The organism is Mastigocoleus testarum BC008, assembly GCF_001456025.1.
Taxonomy (GTDB): domain Bacteria; phylum Cyanobacteriota; class Cyanobacteriia; order Cyanobacteriales; family Nostocaceae; genus Mastigocoleus; species Mastigocoleus testarum.
This window is the reverse complement of sequence record NZ_LMTZ01000162.1, coordinates 135,079-161,276: the sequence shown is the minus strand read 5'-3', so window position 1 is coordinate 161,276 and position 26,198 is coordinate 135,079. Positions and strand designations below refer to the sequence as shown.

General features: G+C 36.2%; 22 protein-coding genes. 15 read left to right on the top strand and 7 right to left on the bottom strand.

The features are described 5' to 3' along the window. The first annotated feature begins 8 nt into the window (after positions 1-8). The 10 genes from BC008_RS43730 (at position 9) to BC008_RS43685 (ending at position 12,391) form a co-directional block, all read left to right on the top strand. Positions 9-2,216 (top strand): AAA family ATPase, encoded by a 2,208-nt coding sequence (locus BC008_RS43730; protein WP_027846769.1) that lies wholly within the window; start codon positions 9-11, stop codon positions 2,214-2,216. A gap of 623 nt (positions 2,217-2,839) precedes the next feature. Beyond that, the gene (locus BC008_RS50995) at positions 2,840-3,601 is read left to right on the top strand and encodes a hypothetical protein (RefSeq protein WP_063800833.1); all 762 of its coding nucleotides are present in this window, start codon (positions 2,840-2,842) and stop codon (positions 3,599-3,601) included. A 126-nt stretch (positions 3,602-3,727) separates the two neighbouring features. Continuing rightward, positions 3,728-4,246, top strand: coding sequence for a helix-turn-helix domain-containing protein (locus BC008_RS43720; RefSeq protein ID WP_027845371.1), 519 nt, complete (start codon positions 3,728-3,730; stop codon positions 4,244-4,246). 413 nt (positions 4,247-4,659) lie between these two features. Then, a complete protein-coding gene (locus BC008_RS43715) occupies positions 4,660-5,094 on the top strand; it encodes a hypothetical protein (protein WP_058184121.1) in 435 nt (144 codons plus the stop codon). A 381-nt stretch (positions 5,095-5,475) separates the two neighbouring features. After that, entirely contained in the window at positions 5,476-5,853 is a 378-nt protein-coding gene (locus tag BC008_RS43710; protein ID WP_058184120.1) for a hypothetical protein, read from the top strand. 505 nt (positions 5,854-6,358) lie between these two features. Then, on the top strand, positions 6,359-6,769 hold the full coding sequence (locus BC008_RS43705; RefSeq protein WP_161938178.1) for a mannose-binding lectin: 411 nt from the start codon (positions 6,359-6,361) through the stop codon (positions 6,767-6,769). 182 nt (positions 6,770-6,951) lie between these two features. After that, a complete protein-coding gene (locus tag BC008_RS43700; protein WP_027845370.1) occupies positions 6,952-7,728 on the top strand; it encodes a hypothetical protein in 777 nt (258 codons plus the stop codon). Between the two features lie 824 nt (positions 7,729-8,552). After that, positions 8,553-11,027 carry a GUN4 domain-containing protein gene (locus BC008_RS43695; protein ID WP_153009682.1) on the top strand — a complete coding sequence of 825 codons (2,475 nt, stop codon included), beginning with the start codon at positions 8,553-8,555 and terminating at the stop codon, positions 11,025-11,027. Between the two features lie 94 nt (positions 11,028-11,121). Continuing rightward, positions 11,122-11,598, top strand: a complete 477-nt coding sequence (locus BC008_RS43690; protein ID WP_027845368.1) for a rhodanese-like domain-containing protein — start codon at positions 11,122-11,124, stop codon at positions 11,596-11,598. A gap of 19 nt (positions 11,599-11,617) precedes the next feature. Beyond that, the gene (locus tag BC008_RS43685; protein WP_027845367.1) at positions 11,618-12,391 is read left to right on the top strand and encodes a TIGR04283 family arsenosugar biosynthesis glycosyltransferase; all 774 of its coding nucleotides are present in this window, start codon (positions 11,618-11,620) and stop codon (positions 12,389-12,391) included. On the opposite strand, the gene BC008_RS43680 is transcribed toward BC008_RS43685, so the two are convergent. From BC008_RS43680 to BC008_RS43675, 3 genes are read right to left on the bottom strand one after another with little or no spacing between them, the layout of a single operon-like run. After that, positions 12,376-13,080 (bottom strand): DUF547 domain-containing protein, encoded by a 705-nt coding sequence (locus BC008_RS43680; RefSeq protein ID WP_027845366.1) that lies wholly within the window; start codon positions 13,078-13,080, stop codon positions 12,376-12,378. The two genes, BC008_RS43685 and BC008_RS43680, sit on opposite strands and share 16 nt — an antisense overlap. Further along, entirely contained in the window at positions 13,073-13,195 is a 123-nt protein-coding gene (locus tag BC008_RS52400) for a hypothetical protein (RefSeq protein WP_268768253.1), read from the bottom strand. Before BC008_RS52400 ends, BC008_RS43680 begins: the two co-directional genes overlap by 8 nt. 36 nt (positions 13,196-13,231) lie before the next feature. Next, the gene (locus tag BC008_RS43675) at positions 13,232-15,301 is read right to left on the bottom strand and encodes a PP2C family protein-serine/threonine phosphatase (protein ID WP_027845675.1); all 2,070 of its coding nucleotides are present in this window, start codon (positions 15,299-15,301) and stop codon (positions 13,232-13,234) included. A gap of 448 nt (positions 15,302-15,749) precedes the next feature. Here BC008_RS43675 and BC008_RS43670 point away from each other — a divergent pair, with 448 nt between their 5' ends. Together BC008_RS43670 and BC008_RS43665 are read left to right on the top strand one after the other, a co-directional pair. Beyond that, positions 15,750-16,181, top strand: a complete 432-nt coding sequence (locus tag BC008_RS43670) for an NfeD family protein (RefSeq protein WP_036267449.1) — start codon at positions 15,750-15,752, stop codon at positions 16,179-16,181. A 114-nt stretch (positions 16,182-16,295) separates the two neighbouring features. Beyond that, positions 16,296-17,279: an SPFH domain-containing protein gene (locus BC008_RS43665; protein WP_027845673.1), complete on the top strand. Its 984-nt coding sequence runs from the start codon at positions 16,296-16,298 to the stop codon at positions 17,277-17,279. A 294-nt stretch (positions 17,280-17,573) separates the two neighbouring features. Here the strand turns inward: BC008_RS43665 and BC008_RS43660 are convergent, their stop codons facing one another. Continuing rightward, entirely contained in the window at positions 17,574-17,978 is a 405-nt protein-coding gene (locus tag BC008_RS43660) for a Fur family transcriptional regulator (protein ID WP_027845672.1), read from the bottom strand. Positions 17,979-18,277: 299 nt separating this feature from the next. On the opposite strand from BC008_RS43660, the gene purS reads away from it, so the two are divergent. After that, complete coding sequence (gene purS, locus BC008_RS43655) at positions 18,278-18,556, top strand: phosphoribosylformylglycinamidine synthase subunit PurS (protein WP_027845671.1); 279 nt, start codon at positions 18,278-18,280, stop codon at positions 18,554-18,556. 44 nt (positions 18,557-18,600) lie between these two features. Continuing rightward, a complete protein-coding gene (gene purQ / locus BC008_RS43650; protein ID WP_027845670.1) occupies positions 18,601-19,275 on the top strand; it encodes a phosphoribosylformylglycinamidine synthase subunit PurQ in 675 nt (224 codons plus the stop codon). 154 nt (positions 19,276-19,429) lie between these two features. On the opposite strand, the gene BC008_RS47920 is transcribed toward purQ, so the two are convergent. Then, positions 19,430-20,923 (bottom strand): protein kinase domain-containing protein, encoded by a 1,494-nt coding sequence (locus tag BC008_RS47920; RefSeq protein ID WP_082650662.1) that lies wholly within the window; start codon positions 20,921-20,923, stop codon positions 19,430-19,432. A 635-nt stretch (positions 20,924-21,558) separates the two neighbouring features. On the opposite strand from BC008_RS47920, the gene BC008_RS43640 reads away from it, so the two are divergent. Beyond that, positions 21,559-22,599, top strand: a complete 1,041-nt coding sequence (locus BC008_RS43640; protein WP_058184118.1) for a cyanophycinase — start codon at positions 21,559-21,561, stop codon at positions 22,597-22,599. 425 nt (positions 22,600-23,024) lie between these two features. Here the strand turns inward: BC008_RS43640 and BC008_RS43635 are convergent, their stop codons facing one another. Then, positions 23,025-24,308, bottom strand: coding sequence for a nitric oxide synthase oxygenase (locus BC008_RS43635; RefSeq protein WP_082650748.1), 1,284 nt, complete (start codon positions 24,306-24,308; stop codon positions 23,025-23,027). Between the two features lie 230 nt (positions 24,309-24,538). Next, entirely contained in the window at positions 24,539-25,999 is a 1,461-nt protein-coding gene (locus BC008_RS43630) for a NarK family nitrate/nitrite MFS transporter (protein WP_058184789.1), read from the bottom strand. Positions 26,000-26,198: the final 199 nt, after the last annotated feature.

Genomic DNA, 26,198 nt, shown 5'->3' with positions numbered 1-26,198 from the left:
GCTGTATTATGAAACACTACAAAACTTCTCTACAACACATACTTGCGAACCTAGAAAGAATCGACTTACTCATCCAAATCCAACTCCAGCGACTGCAAAAACTCCAGTCAACCGATCCCGAATTCCAAGGACTATATATATCCGAACAAGAACTAGAAGAACTACTCACCATACCAATCGGAGTACCCCGTTGGGCTGTTGCGGAAACACCATTATCTAACGACGAAATCAAAACTGTATTTGATAGTTTAGCTGCTGATATTGCTCAACGCCAGGCAGAAAGCACAAAAAAAGGCATAAAATTACGCCTAGAATCCCTCACCCATGACTTCGACCTTACCCCTACCGATGTTGATATCCTCCTGATCTGTTTAGCACCAGAACTCGACCTACGCTACGAAAGTCTTTACGCTTACCTCCACGGTGATGTCACCAAAAAACGACCCAGCGTAGACCTAGTTTTAAACTTACTTTCTCCCAACTTAGAAGCCAAACTAGAAGCCCGTCAAAGCCTGACTCCCAGTTCTCCCCTGTTAAAACATCACCTATTAAATTTATTCAACGATCCATCTCAACCTCAAGCACCACTGCTGAGTAAATATCTAAAAATTGAAGAGCGTATAGTCAATTATTTACTTGATGATAACGAAATTGACTCTCAAATCAAATTTTATACAAATTATCAAACACCAGAACAAAACCTAGAAGACTTATTACTACCAAATGAGACCAAACAACGCTTCCAAAAGCTAATTGAGAAAAAACCAGCAATTACAAACAACTTTATCTTCTACTTCCAGGGTGACTACGGTGTCGGTAAGCAAGCAACAGCAGAAGCAATCTGCAACAACTTAGGTACAGGATTATTAATAGTTGATGGAGAACAACTACTCAAACTTGAACCAAGGGAACTTCAAACAGCAATTAGCTTAATCCATCGTGAAACAATCTTACAAGAAGCAGCCTTATATTGGAAAGGCTTTGATAGCTTCCTCGAAGAGGAAAAACACCCGTGGCTGAATTTACTCTTACAGCAATGGTCAGAGCAAGAGCAACAAATTCCACTAACTTTCCTCGCTGGAAACATAATTTGGGAACCAACAGACGCATTAAAAAATGTCAGTTTCCTACGAGTGGAATTTTCCTATCCTACCACCAACCAACGGGTACAACTGTGGGAGAAAAATTTAAAATCAAAGAACTTAAAGTTAAAGAACTTAAACAGTAAAAGAAATCCTGCTTCCGAAACAGAACTGAAAGAATTAGCCAGTAAATTCCGCTTTAGTGGTGGTCAAATTGAAGACGCAACAGCCACCGCCCGCAACCTAGCCCAATGGCGCGAAGCCGGACAGGAAAACTTGATAATAGACGACTTGTACGCAGCTTGTCGCCTGCAATCCAACCGTAAATTAAGCAAACTCGCCAAGAAAATTGAACCCCATTATAAGTGGAGTGATATTATTATCCCTAGCGACCAACTGCAAATCTTGCGAGAAATTTGTAACACCCTCAAATACCGCGCACTGATCTACGAAGAATGGGGCTTCGATCGCAAACTAGCAATGGGTAAAGGATTAAACATTTTCTTCGCCGGTTTACCAGGTACAGGTAAGACCATGTCTGCCGATATTATTGCCGGAGAATTGGGATTAGACCTTTATAAAATAGACCTTTCCAGCATCGTCAGTAAATATATCGGCGAAACCGAGAAAAACTTATCTCGAATTTTCAACGAAGCTCAAAGCAGCAATGCAATCTTGTTTTTCGACGAAGCAGACTCCCTATTTGGTAAACGTAGTGAAGTTCGTGACTCCCACGATCGCTACGCCAATATCGAAGTAAGCTACCTCCTACAACGAATGGAAGAATACCAAGGAATGGTAATTCTAGCCACCAACCTGCGGGGAAATATGGATGACGCTTTTATTCGTCGGATGCACTTCAGCCTGGAATTTCCCTTTCCCAATAAAAAAGAGCGTCGTCGCATCTGGGAAAAAATTTGGCCAGATGACACACCCCGCAACCCAGATTTAAACTTAGACTTGATGGCAGAACGCTTCGAAATAGCCGGTGGTAACATCCGTAACATAGCCCTCGCAGCCGCCTTCCTTGCAGCCGATGATGGCGGTACAGTAGGAATGAATCACCTACTCTGGGCGGCTCGACGGGAGTATCAAAAAATGGGTCGGGTGATTGCTAATGGAGCATTTAGTTAAAGTTCAAAAATTCAGATCCAGTAAAAGGAGAAACTGAGGGCTTTTAGGCTCCAATTTTTTCAATCATTACCTCATACCAAATCCGATTTTTAAAACCCCTTTATATTTTTTGGGATTTTCCCCCACACTTTCCACACTTCCCTCTCTCATTCTAAAAAGGGGTAATTAAACCGGATTTAGTATCAGTAATTTACCGTACGGGATATAGATAAATATAGTTCAGTCATAGCGAAATATAGTAATCCTAAATCACTCATGAGAATCAAGATTGTAGAGACGTTGCATGCAACGTCTCTACAGGATTTATCTATTCACAAATCTGCGGGCGATCGCTATATCAACATACCTATTTAAAAACTTCCAGTCCTACTTCTCTCAATAATTTCTCATACAGAAATCTATCAAATCCTACCCGTTCAGAATCATGAGCCCGATTTACCTAAATTCGGGTATTTTTTAGTAATTGCATCCATTGCTTACGGTATTTGGGTATATCTGTTTTTACTTCCAAGTTTTACAAACTTTTATTAAATATTTACCGTATTTCGGATAAATAGGGTTGCTCTTAAGTCGCTCAACTGTAAAATAAACCCTAATTTATCTCAAATAACATCCCATAGAGAATGATTAAGACTTTATCAAGCAGCGAAAATAATAAAATCAAGAACCTGTTTATTTACCCATTATTTGTTCTCAGCATCTTAGTAACCCTCGCTAGTTGTAGCCCACCTACTTCTACAACTACTTCCGAAGAAACCTCAGCAAGTCCAAGCACAGATCTAGTTTCGACATCACCTAAAACAACTAAGGTCAATTCTTCCCACCTCATATCTCCCCAAGGAATTGGTGATGCGCGCTTAGGAATGACTTACGGGGAACTGAAAAAATCCTTAGGTTCCGAAGTCAAATTTGAGGTGAAATCACCTTTCATGGTAGATTTTGATGCAATTTCTGTGAATAAAGATGGAAACACCCAATATCACATCATCTATCCCGCTAACACCACTTTCTCTGATTCCGATGTTATTACAACAATAATTACTGACAACCCTGATTATCGTACGGATAAAGGAATAGGGGTCGGAACAACAATTAAAGATGCACAAGCTGCTTACGGTGAAGCAACTCTAGCTTACAGCACTGCTAATGAGTCTCGAGAGTCTGTCAGTTTTGCAAATCAACCCAAAAATATCGCTTTTCGTCCCTCAACATCACCTAACAACTTTGCAGGTATCTACAAATCTCAACAAGGAGAATATAACCAAACAAAGGAATTTCGTGATGATGCTGCAATTAAATCAGTACAGGTTTATTGTATCCCCAGTTCGGAAGCTATAAAGGATCTCAGATGTGGTGTCGTTACCCAAGGGAAAACATCCAAATAATACATACAAGTAGGTTATAAAATAATAATTTTTATTAAAAAATAGACTATTTGAGATAAATAGGGTTGCTCTCAAGTGAAGAAATAATAGGATCACCTATGATTTATCTCAAGTATTCAAGAGACAATGATTAAGATTGTATTCGACAATGAACATACTAAAACCAAAAATTTTGTAGTTAAATGCCTAAAAAAGGCAGGATTTGAGGTTATTAGTGCAAAAAATGACTTTATTAAAATTCAGTTAGCAGATAAGAAGATTTATAGTACTGAAGCAAGTAAAAAATCAAATTACTCTGAGTCTATATTCCCATCGACTTCTAGACTAAAGGAAGTATTTGAGTTTATTGAATTAAATTACGATCAACCTATTAGTTTAAAAAAAGTAGCTCAAGCTGTGGGTTATTCCTCTGCTTACTTAACTGATTTAGTAAAAAGACTGACAGGGAAAACAGTTAATAATTGGATTGTCGAACGTCGGATAGTAGAAGCAAAGCGTTTACTTTTAGAAACTAACCACTCAGTGAAGCAAATTGCTTTAGATGTAGGTTATCAAAATATCAATCATTTCTACGAACAGTTTCACGGTTACTATAACAATACTCCAGATGCTTGGAGGAAAGCACAACGCTGTAAAGTCGTCTAAAACTAAAGATAAAACCAAGGAAAGTCGAAGTAATATAGCAATTGTAACGCTACGTGAAAGTCAAAGTAGCTTTGCTAACAAAAATTAAAATCACTAAAATTTGAGTTTTAAATAGAGTCTATTCGAGTAGATCTAGCAAATATTAATGATGGTGGTAGTGAGTAATTGTTTAGACAGTTATTTGCTATCGTTATTGCATTTAATTTTTTTCCAAAAAAACTTATAAAAACAGGATATAACAACCCCAAAGTGTGAAAATCTAAAAATACTTAATTGTTTTGTCTCTTAATTCCGAAAAATACGTAACTATTACCCGATATCTCAAGGATAGATTGGTATTACGAAATAAATAAATAGTCAGTAAAAAAGCGAAAATCTCTATTTATTTCAATTCTTTATTTAAAGCTAAAACTATGAAAAATACAACAAAAAAAATAAATCTAAAGCATATTCTATTTGGTGGTGCAGCTTTAGCATCAATGTTAGGAGGAATGATATTTCTTGATAGTGCAATTGCACAAGAAATACGCCCGACCAAAATTAGACGACGTTGTTATAGGTATACTCTCATAAACAGAACTAATCGTGGAGTTGACTTCAATCTTGGAAGAAGGAAATCTTTTTTACGTTCAAAAGGACAATTTAGTTTCCGACGTTGTTTTAAACTTAGACGTAGAGTACGTCATCCATTAGTCAAATATGATGAAATTATTGGTCAAGGATACAGAGTTGCAAGTGTAAGACTAACACCCGGAAGAAATGCTTTTGACCGTCAAGGAAGAAAGTTAGTGTTAAAAACTGGTGGTACAGATGGTCCTGTCCCTCAAATAGCTCCTTTTGAGGAATAGACTTATAAAAAAATAATTCAGGGTTAAAATCTAAAACTTAATTTTTATATAAAGCTACTCATTATTAGACATTTTGAGTAGCTTTTTATTCGTCATATCCTATGTTATAAGCTTTTAAGACTCAGTTTATTTGTTAATTTTTTATATTTAATCAACTTAAATTAATCTTTTTTTACAATTAAATTATGTTTGGCATTTGATAGATAGCATACACTTTTCTGGCATTTAACATACATAATTCAGCATATTAATATTCACATAAATGTAATGCAAACACCACTTTTTGTAGTTTATCTGACTAAATCAAATACATTAATCTATTAATTGGAAATACATAAAGCAAAGTTTTACGATAAATCCTCAACCTAGGAAATAACAATCATGTTCAAATTTAATAAACAGCTAACTGCTCTAGCACTTTTAACATTAACTTCTGTTGCTGGAACTACGCTTACTCTTTCAGAAGCATCTGCAAGACCTAGAAGAAATTCGAGAGCTTTAAAAGAAGTAACTTTAAGGGATAGAGATAGAAGAGGCTCATTTGGGAGTAACAGCGGTATATCAGATCTCAGTAAAGTTGGTTTTGATAATAGAGCTGATTTTGTTGAAATCAATAGCAGTGTAGCCTGGAGGTTCTATACTGGGAAAAATTTCAAAGGTCGATCTACTGTGGTCAGACCCAACACGGGACGAAGTCTTGGTAGGTTTGCTAATAAAATTTCCTCCTTCTGTGCTGTATCAAAATGTCCTAAAAAATAGAGTTTAAAACACCTGGGAAAGATACTTTTGACCGTCAAGGAAGAAGATTAATATTAAGATAACGATCGGTGACGATAGTAATCCTCCTGCTGCTAATATTGTAGGTCCCGAAGAAAGCTGATAAATAATTCAAGGTTACAATCTGAAAGTTAATTGATATATAAAGCTACTCATTATTAGACATCTTGAGCAGCTTTTTATTCGTTATACCCTATTACTAGGAGCTTGTAAGCTTCAGTTAAACTATTACTTTTCTTAGCTTTTAGTAACTTAAATTAACCTTTACCGGCCTTACATTGTAATGCATTATTCGATAGGTAGCATGCAGTTTTCTGCAATACTGCGTGCATAATTACGCTAATATTTGTTCAAAAAAGTGTATTAAATAGACCAGATTTTGTAGTTTATTTTGCAAGCATGAATTTATTAATGTATAGAAAGAATGGCAAACAAGCCAAAACAGAATTTTGAAAAACTAACCTATCAAAAGATAAAGGATAAAGTTATGTCTATTAAAAAGAAACTCTTACTATCAGTTGGTGCAATAATCGTTGGTAGTTCTGCTATTTTAGCAATTAATCCCCCCGCTTCTGCTGCCCCATCAACTTTTCAGAAAACCTGTCGCAGGAGCGGAATAGTAAGTTTTAGGGGTAATGCTTACTTGCAATCCAGTTGTCGTATGATAAATGGTCGCTATAAGAAAAGTTCAATACGTTTACAGGGAATTTATAATGATAACGGCGTCCTAAGATTTAGTGGTGGAAGAGAATCAGCCTCCTTCCAAAGAAGTTGTCGTAAAATTGGAGTTAGAGGAAGTACATTAGTCGCATCTTGTAGAAAAAGAAATGGTAGATACAGAAATACCTCAATTAGGTTAAATGATATTCACAATAGAAACGGACGATTGACTTACTAAGAATAGTCACAGTCATTTAATATATTGAAACTCAAAACTGTTTAATAGCTTAGGTTTTTAGTTGTGGGATTGAAGTATTATTTATATCTAATAATCACCATACCCTTTCTCCCGATTTAGGAGAGTTGTATTCCTTATTGGGGAAGTGAGAATATTGAAAATAGGTAATTTTCTTCAATTCCATGCAGCATTCTTCATCTAGTAACCACCGGGATTTTCTGCGACAAATTGTCACTCTTGTAGCAATTATCCTAGCTTTCGTCGTCAACGTTGCATCAAATATTTTCCCGTTTAATGGACTTACTATTGGTCAAATCTCTAATACTTTGTTCAAAGAAGTTTTGATTATTCCTGCTAATTATGCATTTGTTATTTGGGGGTTAATCTACCTCGGATTATTTGCTTTCGCTACTTATCAAGTCTTACCTAACCAGAGAAATGACCCCGATTTACGTAAAATCGGGTATTTTTTAGTAATTGCATCTATTGCTCAAAGTATTTGGGTATATTTGTTTTCATTTCGTTTATTTACACTTTCAGTAGTCGCAATGGTTATAATTTTGCTACCACTGATTGCAACATATCTGCATTTGGGAACTAGTAAGACTGCGACATCTCGTGTCAAAAGATGGTGCGTTCATTATCCCATAGGGATTTATCTAGGTTGGATTAGCGTTGCTACGGTTGTTAATGTCGCCTCTGCTTTGTACGCTCAAAATTGGAATAGTTGGGGTATATCTGCTCAAGCTTGGACTGTAATTATGACATTGGTCGCTGCTGCAATTTCTGTCGTTACTGTCCTGCAAAATAGAGACCTTACTTATACAGGTGTAACTATTTGGGCTTTAGTTGCGATCGCAATTAAAAATTGGGAAAACCATATCATCAAGATTGTGGCTTTTTTATGTGTAACAGCTTTGGTGATAATTAGTTTATTTAAGAATTTGAAGAGAGCATAATTCAAAATACTTAATATTTGGGAAGATTCTTTCTATTTTGCAATGATTTGTAGGGTGCTGTTAGCGAAGCGTAACGCACCTCATATATTATCAGTATGATTTTGGCGAAATATAATAGACATCTCCAGGAATGAGATATCACCCCTGACAACACAAGGCTTTTATATTCTTTTTCGGAGATGTCTAATAATAAGCTGTTTAGGGTTTTGTAACCTGAAATCCTATAATTAAATATTTAGATGTGGTTAAATGTGAATATTTAGATATGCCAATTCTCTGTTTATAAAAATACAAATAGCTAAAAGTACTCGAAAAGTATGCCTAAATTTACAAAATACTATTTAGCGCCAATATTTACAGTACTAATTAACGGTATTTTGGCCTACTTTATCAATCAAATACCGGGTATTAAAGCAGATCCAAAGATAATATTGATTGTTACAGTTGTTTGTACTGTTATACTTTGTATTCTCACTTTTTTAATGACAGACATACAACCAAAATAAACAAAACATAATATAAATTCACAATCAAATTCGCTCGCTGGATTATCACTACTTATAGTAGGTGGTATCATCTATGGATTACAGCAATTTAATATCTTAACTGGACAATATAATATCCTATTTGGTTACATATCATTAATTTTATGTGGATTTGGTGCAATAATACCAAGCTTTCTATTAATTCCGAAATTATGGCAAAATATATTATTATTCTTATTGTCTGGGATTGGAGTATTTTTAACATTTCATAATTTTATTATTCGCAACTTAGATGCTGCATTTATATCTTTTATTTTTACTTTAATTTTTATTGTATCATTGACAATACGGGAGTTTTTAGCTCAGATAATTAAAGATGTAGGATTGTTTTGGGTAAAACTACAGCGTCAGCAAGCTATAAAAACAGGTCAATTGATTAATGACAGACTGGAAGATTTGGTTTCAGATTTTCAAAATAGTTATTACAAAGCATTAGAGTATAAATGTCGAGATGATGAAACCCAAGGTTTAGATAATGAGTTTACTTTAGAATTACAGAAAGTATTCGTTCCTCTAAAAATAGCAGCAAATAATGCAAGTAATACGAGACAAGATATTATCCCTGTATCACAAAATAAGTCTTTGGTAGACTTAACAATTTGGGATTGTTTAGCTGCGAGAGATCTAGGAGGAAGAGGTATATATAAAAGATTAGTAATTTTAGGTAGACCAGGTTCTGGTAAAACAACATTACTAAGACATTTAACACTTATCTATAGTATAAAAAAAGAGCAGGAAATTAATAAAAAAGCACCAAAACTTATTCCAGTTTTATTCTATTTGCGTGATATACGTGACTTAATAATCAGTAATAAATCATCATTAAAAACATTAATACAGCAATATATAGAAAATTTAAAAATCAATAATAAAAATCTAATTCCACCTTCTAATTGGGTAAATAATAAGTTACAGAAAAACGAATTTATCATTATGCTGGATGGATTAGATGAAGTTGCAAATAAAACCCAACGCCAGCAAGTGAGAACTTGGATAGATAGTCAAATGCAAGACTATCCTGATACAGTTTTTATTCTCACTTCTCGTCCCAATGGTTACAAAGAAGTAAAATCAAGAATTGCAGTTAATCAATTAGAAGTTCAGCCATTTAATCGGGAACAAATCACAAATTTTTTACAGCGTTGGTATTTACAGACAGAAATAAAAAGTCGCGCAGGACAATTTGACGATGGAGTTAAACAAGTCGCAGAAGAAAAGGCTATTAATTTGATTGAGCGGATTATTAATAATCGTCCTTTAGTTGCAATGGCTGTAAACCCACTATTACTGAAAATGATTGCGACTGTTCATCGTCGAGGAAATGTTTTACCAGGAAAAAGAGTAGAATTATATAAAGATATTTGTCAGATTTTACTAGAAAAACGTCAAAGAGCTAAAAATATATTCCATGGTTTAACTGCTTCGCAAAAACAATCAGTTTTGCAAGTACTAGCATTAAGTTTAATGCAAAAGCAAACACGAGAATTTACATTAGCTGAAGCTAAAAATTGGATATCTCAACAGTTAACTAATTTACCAAACTTAAATAATACAAGAGATTTTATCAAACATATTCAAGATGATTGTGCTTTGTTAGTCGAAAAGGAAATAGGAGAATATGAATTTGCACACTTAAGCTTTCAAGAATATCTAGCTGCTATTGAAATCAGTGAATCCCATCAAGAAAATATATTAATTCAAAACATAGATCAAACTTGGTGGTCAGAAACTATTCGTTTATACGGCGCACAATCAAAAGATGCAACTAACATTGTCAGTACGATTATTAATATGCCTTCACCGTCAGTTAATGCATTTCTAGTAATAGCGTATTATGAAGAAGAAGGTTGGCGAATTGATAAACAAGTAAGGCAACAGTTAATAGATAAACTGGATGCAGGTTTAGAATCAGATGATGCAGAAATATTTAAGTTAGCTGCTGAAGTACAATTAGCACGACAGTTAAATAATCTAACACGGGTAAATGAAATTTTAGAGCAAGATAATAGTTATATAACTTGTGCTGAATATCAGTTATTTATAAATGATTCACAACATACTTCCCCAAAGAAATGGCTAAATAATAGATTTATATTTGGAGATGCAAAGAAAGCAGTTAACGGACTAAATAAAAGGGATATCAATCGTTTTTGTACTTGGTTGACTGGAAAATATTTAAATTCTCAATTAAGTAAATTAGAAACATTTTATAAACCAATTGAAGAAAATGGTAAAATTAGATTATCTAGGGTAAAGTTACCATCTCGATATAAAAAACTTTCAGACTTTTTGTACAGAAAAAAATGGCGAGAAGCTGATGATGAAACTTTACATATAATATTAAAAGCTGTGAGGAGGGACGAACAGAGGTATCTGAATATAGAAGATATCGAAAAATTTCCTTGTGAAGATTTCTATATCATAAATTTATTGTGGGTCGCCTACAGTCAGGGATACTTTGGCTTTAGTGTTCAACAAGAAATTTACCAAAGCTTGGGAGTTACACTACAATACGACGATGAACGAAAATTAGTTGATTTCGGAGATCGTGTAGGTTGGCGCGAAAGGGGTTCTTGGTTAGGTCCACGCGATTTACAATTTAATTTCAGCACTCCAACTCGAGGTAGTCTCCCATTACCTGTAAATCGACGTTACACGAAGAACAATAGATTGAGTTGGGAATCATCAGTAATCAGTCTTCATAATCAGACTATTATAAGTTTTCTCTCTCGGGCAGAGATTTGTAACTTATAAAAGATAACTACTTCGACGTTGTACGCATATTTTCATGAATTATCAAATTTTCACAAATTTGATAATTCAAAGTTCTAAATAATTTGACTAAGAAATGCTCCCATCTTGGCGAAGATTAACACTTAATCTCCTACAGTTTCTCATCAAATTAAACTTTCCCCAAGTAAAACCACTAACAACCCAAGAACTAGATCTCTGGCTAAAAGACCCCGATAAATCAGATCCATTATTAATCGATGCACGTCATATCGAAGAATATGAACTTAGTCATCTTAAAACTGCTGAATTGTTTACGTCTGTGCAAGATTTATTAGAAGATGTGACATGTCACGTCTCTACGCTAGATACACCAATCGTGGTTTATTGCTCTATCGGTTACCGTAGTGCTGACGTTGCAAATTCCCTCGTCAAAGCCGGTTTTTCTCGCGTTTTCAATTTAAGTGGTGGTATCTTCCAATGGGTGAATGAAGAAAAACCAGTTTTTCAGAAAAACCAATTAGTAAAGTCGGTACACCCATATAATAAATTATGGGGAAAACTACTCAAACCAGAGTACCGCAACTCCTTGTAAATTAATTATCTTTTGACTTTTGTTAGCAAAGCGTGTCCGTAGGGACGTTTCGATAATTATTCCTGCTCTAAACGAAGAAAGCACGATTCAACAGACTTTACAGCAATTAACTGTACTCAACCCTCCACCCCACGAAGTTATAGTTATCGATGCAGGAAGCGAAGATGAAACAGTAGATCGAGTCAAAACTAGTTTTGAATTATTTCCCCAATCAATCAAAACAAAAATCATATTTAGTTCAAAGCGCGGTCGTTCCATTCAAATGAATCAAGGTGCAGATATTGCAACGGGAGATATTCTTTGTTTTTTGCATGCGGATACTTGGTTACCAAATGATGCGATCGCAATTATTCAAAAAACCCTAACAGATCCAAAAGTTGCTGCTGGAGGATTTATTTCTTTAATGGTTGGAGCTAATTCAACGCGGTGGGGAATTTCTCTCCATAATTACTTGAAAACTTATTACGCTCCTTTAATTTTCAAACCTCTTTCATTTTGGAAAGGATTACGTTTGTTATTTGGAGATCAAGTAATATTTTGTCGTCGCAATGATTTTTGGGAATTTGGGGGATTCGATCACAAGTTACCAATTATGGAAGATGGAGATTTATGTTGCAAACTTGCTCGCAAAGGACGAATTCGTTTAGTTAACCGCATAGTCCAAAGTTCCGACCGTCGGGTAGCTCGGTGGGGTGCTTGGAAAGCAACTGCAATTTATATTTACATTGGGGTTTTATGGGGAATAGGTGTAGATGCAAATTATCTCAAACAGTTTTATCAGGATATTCGTTGATTCAAACTCCAGTCGTAATGGAGGTAAGCGATCGCTGTATTAGCAGTTAAAGGTAAATCTGTCTCTAGATAGGAATGAATATATTCTGGAATTGAATTTGCTACCGACAGAAAATCCTGACGATACCACTTGAAGATTTTATTACAGTAAAGTATTCCCGAAGAAGAATCATAACGAACCTTATCTGGATTATTAATAAAACGACGAGCATCTTCATCTAATTGCTGTTCCACTAGTTCGGGAATATAAGCTTGCGATCGCAGTAGGGGACAACCCACCGAAGCACAAACAATAGCAAAATGAATTCGTGGTTCCTTTAAATCTTGGCGAAGAATTTGATTTTCGATTTCAGCCAAACTATAACGTTTACCGAAAGCATCATAAATTCGACGTTGAAAAAACCACAAAAAAGCAATCCAGTTAGGAATACGATCAAAAATTTTGGGAAGAACCGATTTAATGGGATATTTTTCTAAAATTGTTGCGATGGTAAATGCATTGTACAAATTAATCCATAACGCTAACTGTTCAGAAGAACTAGCATCTGAATTAAGTTCCATACCCTGGAGACTCGACAACCAATTAGCAAGTACTTGAGGTTGTTCTCTTTTCCAAGCAGCATAATTTACCAGTCCCTTTTCATTTACATACCGACGAAGTAATTCATCCCAAACTGTAAAATCAAGCATGATTGGTAATTGGTAATTGGTAATTGGTAATTGGTAATTGGTAATTGTTAATTGGTAATCGGTAATTGGTAATTGGTAATTGGTAATCGGTAATTGGTAATTGGAAATTCTTCACTCATTACTTGTTACTTATTACTCATTACTTATTACTCTATCGCGGACAAATCTCCTCTAAACCTGGTGGAAGTTGTTTACAAGTTTGGTTGAAAGTTTTTGGAGAAGTTCGTCTCCAGAAAATTATTCCCGCAGCACTTGCAAATATTAAGCCCAATAAACTTAAACTCAATATCGTTACCCTCAGGGAAGTACCCTTCTTAGATTTTTTGGAAAGTGTGACTTCTTCAGCACTTGCATTTTCTGGGTTTGAACTTTCTGATACAGAACTTTCTGAGACTGGAGTTGTTGGGGAGATATCTTCTTCTGGATCCGGTAAAGTTAGATCTAAATCCAGATCTAGATTTTTAACTTCAGATTTTTCAACAGATGGAGATTTAGTAAATGCAATTGTTTCACTTATGTTATCTGAAGAATTATTACTTAAAGAATTAGTACTGAGGGAATCACTACTTGAAAGATGACTGCTCAGGGATGGATATTCAGGAGATACCCGACAATGAATCAAAACAATTGAAGTATTGTCATGACCATTTTTCATGTTTGCTAATCGGATCCAAGAATCTAAAGTGTCTTGCAAGGAAACCTGCTCAGCTAAAACTGGGACAGCAAAACTCCGCCATGACTGTTGTACCCAATTATTATCGCTTAACCCATCAGAACATAGTAGCAATAAACCATCTTCTTCAAGAATGAATCTTTGCACCGATGGTTGCAATAATTCTCCATCTTTTGTTCCCAAAGCTTGAATTAAAGCAGAAGCATCCTCACAGTGTAATGCTTGCTGATATAAACGACGTCCACTTCGTACTTCCCTTCCCACTACATCATCATCTACAGTCAGCAACTGACAATATTCAGCAGTAATCCAATATGCACGACTATCACCCACACTAGCAATATATAATTCATGGGCGTTTCCCGACTTCCGACCCGAGAAAGTCTGCACTGATTGCGGTACTTGAACCCCGATAACAATGGTAGTCGCCATCCGCTCCCTAGAAACGCGATTCTGTTCGTTATTGGCTGTATAAATTAAGTTATTTACAACCCGCAAACTTGCTTCTAATTGCTTTTCTAATAAATCTGGAGATGTTAGTTCTTTTTGTAATGCAACTTCACTTAAAAAGGCTTGTACCTGTAGTTTTACCGACTGTACCGCCAAATTACTAGCAACCTCACCCCCTTGATGTCCGCCAATCCCATCACAAATAATTGCTAAGTTGGGTAACAAGGAATCATCAGCATCTTTTCTCAGAGGAAAGCAAGTATCTTCATTTTTACTTAAGACTGGACCGGTATCCGTTCCACCTACAACTTCCAAACTTAGGGGTAGTTCGCCAGCTAATGAAAGTAGTAATTGATTAAGTTGGTACTGAATTTCTGTTAGCTCTACCTCATCACTCTGCATTTGGGTGACTATTTCCTGTAACACCGTCGATACATTTGACTTAGTTGTTTCTACCCAAATCTGCCAGCTTTCTGCTAGTTGTTTAATACTCAGTGACTGAGTATCAGATAAGGAATCTGCTGTAAGTTCTAATAATCGGACACACCAACCTTGAACGCGCAAATTATCCGCCACTAACAGACTACTTGCAACATTTTGCTCCTTAAGTGGCGTCCACAATTGGAGAATTTGCCATAACCAATATACTTGACGAACCGGACTTACTTTTTCCCATGAATCAGTAATTGATGGGTAAAGACCGCCAGTTTCATCTACAGGTAAATTGTCTAACAAAATAATATTATCGGTACCTGTTGGTAGCTTAGTAAAACCATAAATAGTTGGTAAGTGTAACCGCAAAGAATACAGTGGTGAATATGGAATTATTTCCGGCGGTAAAGAATCAGCCTCAGGTATATACGGCGACATTCCAGGTTTAGTGTCCAGCCATAGACGGGGTGCAATGACTTCGTATCGCTCCCCCATTTTTTCTCCCAGGGGTACTCGCTCTGCTCCTTCCCCAACCGCCCATAAATAGCGGCGAATTAGAGGTGTTTGACAACCAGCACAAAAAGTATTGCCGATTTGATTAATGGGAAAATCGCACTCTGGGTTGGTGCAATAAATTGTTGATTGAGTTAATTGGCTAGAAATCATACCAGTATAAATCCAAGAGCTTAAGAATTAATAATTAATAATCAAGAGTTAAGAATCAGGAGGTAAAAATTAAGAGTTAAGAGTTGGTTAGTAAGAGTTAAGAATCAAAAAACGAAAAATAAAAAATGAAACAAGTAAACTTAGATGAAAACTTACCGCCAAATTCAAAAAAGTTAGATTAGACTATATATAATTAATGGTCTTCCACGGTTAACGCTAGTTAATTTGCTAACGTGCAGCCAGTACTAAATTACGCTTGCGCGCTTGTACTAATAATTCACTGCGTTATGTCATATTAGTTTCTCCACTGGTCACTGTTCCTGGTTAGTTAATAATTCGAGTATAAAGTATAAATACTTAGCATATATTTACTAAAATATACTAGTGGGAACTGTATCTAAATTATAAATACATACATTTTCAAGAATGTAATTTATAAGGCAGCACTATGCCAAACATTACTTTAATCTGGCTCATCTTTGGAGCAGGTCTATGTTTAACAGAACTGTTCTTACCAACAGCTTTTGTAGCTTTGATGATGGGTGTCAGTGCTATTTTAGTTGCGGCTATGTCCCTGTTTATTGGAAATGTGTGGTTGCAAGGTTTAGTTTGGTTATCCCTTTCCACATTTTCGGTAGTATACACCCGACGTCTGATATCCCACCCTAAAGGAAAATCTAAAATTCGCGAAACAATTACTGCTGAAACTTTAACAGAAATTCCTCCGGGTAAAGCTGGGAGAGTTTTATATGAAGGTAGTTCTTGGCGAGCTAGATGTGATGATGCAACAATAGCCATTGCACCGAATGCACCAGTATATGTAGTAGCACGAGAAGGTACGACTTTAATTGTGATGCCCGAAAATCTTTTGCATTCTTAATATTTATTCCCAAATCACATAATTCCCAAATCACATAATTACCAAATCAAATAATTACCAAATCAAATAATTACCAAATCAAATAATTACCAAACAAAAATAGGGAGAATCAAAATGAATCCATTATTTTTATTGATATCGTTGGTGTTTGGGGGTTCTGCTCTAGTTGGTTCTGTCAAAGTTGTAAATCAAGGTAATGAAGCTTTAGTTGAAAGATTAGGTAGCTACAACAAAAAATTAGAACCAGGACTAAACTTTGTTTTCCCTTTTTTAGATAATGTTGTTTACAAAGAAACTATCCGAGAAAAGGTTTTAGATATTCCTCCGCAGCAATGTATTACCCGTGACAACGTCTCAATTACCGTAGATGCGGTAGTGTATTGGCGGATCGTGGATATGGAGAAAGCTTACTATAAAGTCGAAAATCTCCATTCAGCCATGACAAATTTGGTGCTAACCCAAGTCCGCGCCGAAATGGGTAAACTCGAACTTGATGATACCTTTACCGCTCGCGCTCAAATTAATGAAATTCTATTAAGAGATTTGGATATTGCTACTGATCCTTGGGGTGTAAAAGTAACGCGGGTAGAATTACGAGACATCGTTCCTGCACCAGCAGTCTTGGAAGCAATGGAACTCCAAATGTCAGCAGAAAGACGTAAACGTGCAGCTATTTTAACTTCTGAAGGGGAAAGGGAATCTGCTGTTAACTCCGCAAAAGGTAAAGCTGATGCTCAAGTATTAGAAGCAGAAGCCCATCAAAAAGCAGTGATTTTGGGAGCAGAAGCAGACCAGAAAGCTGTAGTACTTAGAGCCCAAGCAGAGCGCCAACAAAAGGTTCTTCAAGCCCAAGCTATTGCTGAAGCCACAGATATCATCTCTCAAAAAATGCAAACTCATGCCACAGCCAAACAAGCTTTAGAAGTATTACTTGCTTTGGGATATCTTGACATGGGAGCAACAATCGGTAAAAGTGATAGTAGCAAGGTCATGTTTATGGATCCTCGTACTATTCCTGGTACTTTAGAAGGCATACGATCCATAGTTTCCGATAGCCAAATAGATGCCAGCGTAAATACCAACGGAAATTTTAGTTAATAAATTTTTCGAGCTTTTTTCAAATTTTCAATATTCAAATTTCTCCGCTAACCAATAACCAGTTACCATACGAAGCTTAGGTTATTGAAATTTGAGAGTTAAGGGTTCTGATTTTTCAAACTCTTAACTCTTAATTTTTAAGACCAATTTCCTTTAAGATTGCCACACTTAGAACGCGACAAGCAGAACGTTTATGAAAGAGAACAGAGAACAGGGTTAATTAGCACAGGTTAATTAGCACAACTGTACTTTTGCTCATATCTATTTACTGCCTACTGCAATGAAATGATGATATCATGCAGTTTCTTCTGCTGCTTGTTCTATTTGACAGTGATTACATAAACCGAAGAATTCTAAGGTATGATAAAAGATTTTAAAGTCATGATTATTTTGTAAATCAGTTTCTAGTTGATGGACCGGGCATTGCTTAATAGGAATAGAATTACCACATTGCAGGCAAGTCAAATAATGTTTATCTTGTTTTACTAAGCTGTAAACAGCCTCACCATTACTCAAAGTTCTTACTTGTACTAAGCCTTCAAGTTTTAAAGCTTCTAAAGAACGATAAACCGTTGCTAAACCTATGCCTTGGTTTCTTTTACGCAATTTAACATAAATATCTTGTGCAGAAATACTCTGCTTAATAGTTTTGAGTAGCCTCAAAACTCTTTCTTGAGAGCGAGTGCGTATTACTTTCATAGAAAAATTATAATTCCCACTGGTTGTAGTTAGAGATTAGCAAAATTGACATTGGCGAAATTTTTCACCAAGATTTAAGTAAATATTTCTTCATTATGGGCAAATGGAGAATTTACCCTATTAGAACTTAATTTTATTAAAAAAATAAAATACACGTGATTTAGCTCATAGTTCTTTTGCTTGAAAGCCCTTTAGCTTTAAATCTAATTTAATATCTTCATATCATTTGATAATATTGCAAATACCCAATCATCGCAGAAAAATAATAGTATTAGCGTAGCAGTATTCAATTAAAGCTAGTGAAAAGTAAATATCAGGTCAAAATTTTTGTTACTCTTCGTCCTTCTGTGTTAGATCCAGCCGGAACGGCGGTAGAATCTGGACTTCAACAATTAGGATACAGTACTGTCGAACAAGTAAGAATTGGTAAATACATTGAATTAAATATTACAGCTCCTAATGAGAGAATTGCCCGAGAAAATCTTGACCGCATTTGTGACACCATGTTAGCGAATCCTGTGATTGAAAACTATCGCTTTGACATGAGAGAAGTAGAAACACAAACGGGAATTGTTTGACAGTTGTCAGTTACCAGTTACCAGTTACCAGTTACCTATAAAAAATGAAATTTGGCGTTATTGTTTTTCCCGGTTCAAATTGCGATCGCGATGTTGCTTACGTAACTCGAGATATTCTCAAGCAACCAACACGTATGATTTGGCACCAAGAAACTGATATTTCCGATATAGATGTTATTGTAATTCCTGGTGGTTTTAGTTACGGAGATTACTTACGTTGTGGTGCGATCGCTAGGTTTTCTCCGGTGATGCAACAGGTTATAGAACATACAAATCAAGGTAAATTTGTCCTAGGAATTTGTAATGGTTTTCAGGTATTGACTGAGTCGGGACTTTTACCAGGAATATTAGTACGAAATCGAGATATGCATTTTATTTGCGATCGCGTTTCATTGACGGTAGAACGTAACGATCTAGCTTGGACTACAACTTATAACGAAGGTGAGGTTATTACCTTACCTATCGCCCACGGTGAAGGACAATTTTATGCAAGTGAAGCTATATTGGCGGAAATAGAAGGAAACAACCAAGTCGTTTTTCGCTATGAAAGTGATAACCCTAATGGTTCTTTAAATAATATTGCTGGAATTTGCAATCTTCAGGGTAATGTGATTGGAATGATGCCCCATCCAGAAAGAGCAGCCGATCCAATGCTCGGAGGTACTGACGGTTTGAAGATGTTCGCAGGATTATTAGAAAAAGTTGTAGCGATGATTTAAAGAGTTTTTAAGTATCGGTGCTGCTTTAAAGATGTTTTAAAAGGCTCTAAAACCCAAAAGCTAATTACTAGATCGGTGTGTTATGGCAAAACAATATATTCGTTTATATATTTATTTACCTTTGCGATGTTTCCTGTTGTAACACATCCTTGTTTTAAGATTTTGAAATCGGATTTTTCAGTAGCTGCATCAGAGCAAATCCCGTAATTCCTGAGAAGATTGTTAATACGGCAAACCAAACTAAAAAAGTATCATAGCCAACATCATCTAAGGTATTACCTACAACAGCACTCATAACGCCCGCGATAGCATTGACTAAAATCCACGAACTAGCCTGGGAAATCCATTGCCGCAGTAACAGCCATTGTATAGTTCCAAGTACACCACCTATAGCACCTAATGTAAAAACCACCATAGCATCAGACGATCCTATAAAATCCGCCATAATCATCAATACAAAAACACCTGAAACAATCCCCACAGCAGTTACCAAAACCCACCAAGCCGTTTTAGGCAAAGAATGTACCCTACCTCGTAAAACCAGCCATTGGGTAACTGGGAGCAACATACCAAAAGATAAAAAACCAGCTAAATTTGCTAGTAACCACCACCACCAAAAACCCAACCCAATATTTTTCTTCGGAGTAGTTGGATCTGAAGTTGGAGTTTGTGGATTTACTTCAGTTGGTGGTAATTGTGAAAGAGGAGGTATCGATCGCTTCGATTGAGAACTTTTCCGTGAGGGATTCACTACTTGCTCAACTTCTGCCAAACCTTGTAAAATCTCCTTTGTGTTAGCAGGACGTTGACTAGGCGAACGTGCCATCATTCTATCGATTAAATCTGCAAACTTTGGTGAGATTTCCGGTACCTTGTCACGCCAATCCACCCGATCATTATATGAGTCAAAAATTGCTGGATCGTTAGGTTCTTTACCCGTAAGTAGAAATACAAACGTGCGCCCTAAAGCAAAAAAATCTGACTGTGGTATCGCCTGACCATTGATTTGTTCGCTTGGAGTATACCCAACGGATATCACACCTGTAACATTACCTTTTTGGTGAGCGACATAGTATGTTCGTGTTGCTTGACGTGCTGCTCCAAAATCAATTAGTACTAAATTCCCCTTTGCCCCGAGCATAATATTTGGAGGTTTAATATCTCTATGAAAATATTTTCGCTCGTGGACTAAATGAAGAATAGTGACTATTTCCTTTAACCATTGCACTGCTAACTTTTGATTAATCGGACGACCATCTCGCTTTTCCAAATAACGATATAAGTCCATCCCTTCAATTTTCTCCATCACTAGACAGTGCAATGGTTGCTGACTTCTGGGTAAATAAACAAAATAATCGTCTTCTTCAACCTTGGGAATACCGGGATGATTTAATGTTTTTAAAACCTCTGCTTCCCGTTGAAATAACTCCACTGCTTTGGGTTGATTGTTGATGAGAATTTTTAGTACCTTAGGAATATTCCTACGGGCATCACTCACCTCATAAGTTTGACCAAAACCACCTCGTCCTAATAACTTGGTTGCTCGATAGCGTCCTTCCAACAGCAATTCTGAACCACAACTTTGACAAAACAATATGTTGTCAGAATTATCTGGCTTGGAGCAATGGGGATTAATACAGAGGGACATAGGGGCTACTCAATCAAAGTAAGCAATATGCATAGTTATTTTTGCTGATTTGCAGCTATAAGTAAACAGATACTATATATGTTTTAACTAGTTTTTAAGTTTATGTAGCCAATGTTATTCCTACTTTAGAAAAAGAACATACAAAACAACGATAAATGCCGTATAGGTGTTCTATGTTCTCGTCAGCGCGTGCAAAGCAATCGCATTTTAATAAAGCGTCATCCCGAACAATTAACTCTCTGCATAGTTGATAAATTGAACAGAAATCAAAAAACAGAAATAGTAAAAAATGGAATGGAATTAAATCGCAGACAACAAAACTAGGGTATGTATTCGAGCTAAGTTCTACCCCTTAAATCCAACTTAGTAAAGGTGTAAATCTTTTCATATTCTCCTTTTCCGATAGATTTATAGGAATTCAAAAGTCAGCAAGCACTGCGAACAATAGTTTGAAAATACATCTAGTCATTGCAAGTATAAACTGTTACGTTTTAGTGATTTTTTTGTCAGCTTCTACTATCCTTCTAGGTCAATTTTTTGTGTAGTTCATCAAAACTTTGATTGACCAGCAGGAAGTATTGCTATGGGGGAATTTCACAAGAGTGGTATTTACGAGAAGTGAAGGTAACCAGTTTATGTCGAGAAAAATCTCTGATTTTAGACGAACAGACGATAGTGAAAACTATGAATACTTTTTAGAGTATGGAAAGGTAAATATTTCTACTCAAAAACCCGCCGTTCTCTTAATCGGTGGTTCAGAGGGAGGAACAGTAGGAGAAGATGCAGCAACTCAATGGTTTTTAAAACAAGCAGATCGAGGAGATTATTTAGTTTTACGTTGCAGGGGAATAGGTAGACAAGCCCAGTGGGTAGCGGATAATTATAGTCACTCGATCAATTCTGCAGCAGAACTTTCTATTGATAGTCGAGAAGCAGCAAATAATCCTGATGTAGTGGAATATATTAAAAATGCTGACGCTTTATTCTTTGCTGGTGGAGATCAAAATGAATATGAAGATTACTGGGAAGGAACAGCAACACAAGATGCTATTAACTATTTAATTAATCATAAAAAAATTCCTGTTGCTGGAACCAGCGCCGGGATGGCGATTTTAGGGGATTATTATTATGCTCCCTCTCGACAAGGGTTGATAAGTTCAGAAATTTTAAATGATCCTTTTCATACCAACACTAAAGATATTTATCGTAGTGATTTTCTTCAAGTTCCTTACCTCAAGCATGTCATTACTGATACTCACTTAGATAGACATAACGACCGTCATCCCGAAACTAGGTATGGAAGAATCTTTGGGTTAATTGCTCGAATTATGGTGGCTGAGAATCATAAAGTTTATGGTATCGGTTTAGAAGAAGGTGCATTTGTAGGTATTGATGAGAAGGGAATTGGTCGGGTTTTCGGGAACGGTTCTGATCGGGGACAAGATGCCTATTTTTTACAAACTAATGGTGCTTTCCCGGAACAAATACAACCCGGTTCGCCCTTAATTTGGGATAATTACGGACGAGCAGTAAAGGTTTATAGAATTTCAGGAACGCCTGAAGGAAGTGGTTTATTCGATCTGAATAATTGGTTAACAGCTTCTGGGGGAAGTTGGGAATATTGGTTTACAACAGATGGTTACTCTGGTTTTCGAAGAGAAGAAATAAGATATTAAAAATTCATAACTCCCAACTCCCAACTCCTGACTCCTAACTCCTAACTCCCAACTCCCAACTCCTGACTCCTAACTCCTAACTCCTAACTCCTAACTCCTAACTCCTAACTCCTAACTCCTAACTCCTGACTCCTAACTCCTAACTCCTAACTCCTGACTCCTAACTCCTGACTCCTAACTCCTAACTCCTAACTCCTAACTCCTAACTCCTAACTCCTGACTCCTGACTCCTGACTCCTAACTCCTAACTCCTAACTCCTAACTCCTAACTCCTGACTCCTGACTCCTGACTCCTAACTCCTAACTCCTGACTCCTGACTCCTGACTCCTAACTCCTGACTCCTGACTCCTGACTCCTAACTCCTGACTCCTAACTCCTAACTCCTGACTCCTGACTCCTAACTCCTGACTCCTGACTTAAAATTCTAATGAAATGGACATTTTCCTCCCGTTCCTATATTTTTCCAAGGTTCGGGTTGGGGAAATAAATTAGGTTTTAAAAGTGTATTTTCAAATTCTTGATGAAATACTTTTGTTGCTGAAGCTGAAATTGGTGGAATAATCCAGCCCCAATCAGCAGGAACAGTTCTACCTTCACTAGCTTCGCGCTTACAATGCATCATGAATTGTTCTGAAGCTGTATGATGATCGACCATTAAAATTCCACTATTACCAAATGAATGTAAAACAGCGGTATTTAATTCAATTAATGCTTTGTCCTTCCATAAAGATAATTTAGAGTTAATATCCAATCCCAACTTTTCAGCAATAGTTGGAAGTAAATTGTAGCGATGAGCATCACCAAAGTTACGGGAAGCGATTTCCGTACTCATATACCAACCATTAAATGGTGCTGCAGAATATGACACTCCGCCGATTTCCAAACAATGACTAGAAACACAAGGTAAAGCATGCCATTTTAAACCTAAATCTGCAAACCAAGGTAATTCGGGATGGGTAATTGGAACTTCTAAAACTATGTCTTGAGGAATTTCAAATAATTGTGGTTTTTCTCCTGGCATTTGAATAATTAATGGCAAAATATCGAATGGAGTTCCTTTACCTTTCCACCCCATTGTCTGACAGATTTTCGTGAGTTCGAGTTGTGCTGGATCGCCAATAATTGTACCATCAGCCTGTTCATAACCTGCATAGCGAATTAGTAAAGGGTTCCAAATCCGAATACCTGGTTCTCCTGGTTTATTAGCTGGAAAAATTGAAATTATAGATCTAATTTTGCCACCATTTGTTGCTAACTGAATATGTTCTAATATTGCCTGAAATATTTCTTCTGCGGTCGATAAATGTCTCAGGTCGCGAACCATTAATGTCTGCCAAAATATTCTCCCTATACAGCGCGAACTGTGTCGCCAAGCTAATTTGGATCCATAGGTAATTTCTTCTTGAGTTTGTCGATATGTTCCTGTTTTTTCTAATTCACTGTATATTTCAATCAGTCGTTTTTCAAGATTTGCAGTTGGTATATTTCGTTCCTTATAAAAAATTTTAATAAAATCTGCAGCCTCAGAGATAATAGAGTCTTTAACTAATTTTGTCTTGCTTGGGGTTATTTTATCTACATTTAGATTACCCGAATTTGTTTTACTTGATTTTTTTGATTTTTTACCTAATCTATTAGTTTTTAAACTTGCAGGAAACAAATAACGATATTGTTCAATAATTGATTGAACTCTTATTTTATGATTCATCTTTTCTGCAAAATATATTTGTTTATTTGTCAATACATGCTGAGTAAATTTAGAAATAATCCTGGGGAATGCTACGGAGAAAATATGGCTACTACCAAATCATAATTTTTGGTTTCGAGTGGATAGCAGCCAAATAGCATACGCTTGTATATTTAAATTGATTAATAGATGAGATTTGGAGTTAATTAATTTGTAGGGAACTAACTTATAACAAGTAAATTTATATCTAACTAATGATTAGGCTCTTTGAGAAAAAAGACACATAAACTTGCACAAATCAACGCAGTTATACCCATCACGTTAAATAAAGTTTGAGTATCACTAAAGTTATAAATAGTTAGAAAAAGTACGCCACCTACATTTCCATAAGCACCAACATTACCTGCAATTTGTCCCGTAATTTCCCGTCTAATCAAAGGAACTATACTAAATGTTGCACCAGCACCAGCTTGAACGAAGTAAGCACAAAATATTGTCACTAAAATTGCACTCATAAGTGTCCAATTTTCGTCTATTCTTCCCATCAACAAGTAACCAACTCCGATTCCTACAGTTAAACCTGTCATTACCCATTTGCGATTTCCTAAACGATCAGAAATTAATCCACCACTAGGACGAGAAATTAAATTGAGAAAGGGAAAACTCGCAGCAACAAAACCAGCATGGACGAAATTTAGGCTTAAAGTTTGAGCAAAAAAAGTTGGTAATATAGAAACCACTGCAATTTGCGAACCAAAATTGGTCAAGTAGGTAAAGCTTAATAAAGCAATCTGTCTAAACTCATAGCGCTCCGATGGGGGATAGGTTCGCTCTGACTGCAAAAAGTTGTTACTGAAAGGATTGATTGAACCAATTAACTCCCGATTCACTTCCCATGATTTGAAAAATTGAAAGAGATATAAAACAGCGATCGCAATCCAAATCAAAATAAATTGACTGTCGTTGAGAAAATTAATTGAATCCGAATGTAAGGGAAGAGACAGTAAACCCAAGGATAATAACAATCCTAAATCCATTGCAGTCATAGCCCAAAAACTGCTGCGACTGGTAACTTGGATCGCTCCGCTACGTTGGGGACGACGAAATTCTTGTCCAGGTGGGGTATCTCGAACATTAAACCAATAGATAACACCATAAATTGCACAAACAATCCCAACAAAACATATTGCAAATCGCCAGTTTACCTCTCCCATTGCAAACATTGCTGTTGCTGTTCCTAAGGATGGTAATAAAAATTGGGATGCAGCAGCACCAAAATTACCCCAACCACCGTATATTCCTTGAGCAATACCAATCTCTTGGGATGAAAACCATTCTGCAACCATGCGTACTCCTACCACAAAACCTGCACCCATTACACCCATAGTCAAACTGCTATAGACAAGTTGGTGAAAACTAGTTGCAAATCCAGTCATAAAGCAAGGAATTACAGCAAATACTAGGACACCAGCAAAGGTAATTCGCGCTCCCCAACGGTCTAACAACATCCCAATCAAGATTCTTGCTGGTATCGTTAGGGCTAGATTGCAAATAGCTAAGGTTTTAAGTTGTTCCGAAGTCAGACTTAAATCATTGTGAACTTCGAGCGCAAAAGGTGCAAAACTAAACCATACTAAAAACGATAGGAAAAAAGCGAACCAAGTTAAATGGAGAATTATATACTTTCTGGATAATAGCGAAATAGAAAACATCAGATTTATAAAGTTGTTTTTACAACGAAACCTGACACAAAAGACACAGGACAGAAATAATTTTGAAGCTGTTTTGAAGACAGCCAATATTACAGAAGATAATTTTTACAAATATGAATAAAGCTTTGAAGTCTCTAATTACATAGCTTTCGGAAATGCCAAATAAATATGCAGTCAAAATTTAATAGTAAAAAAACAG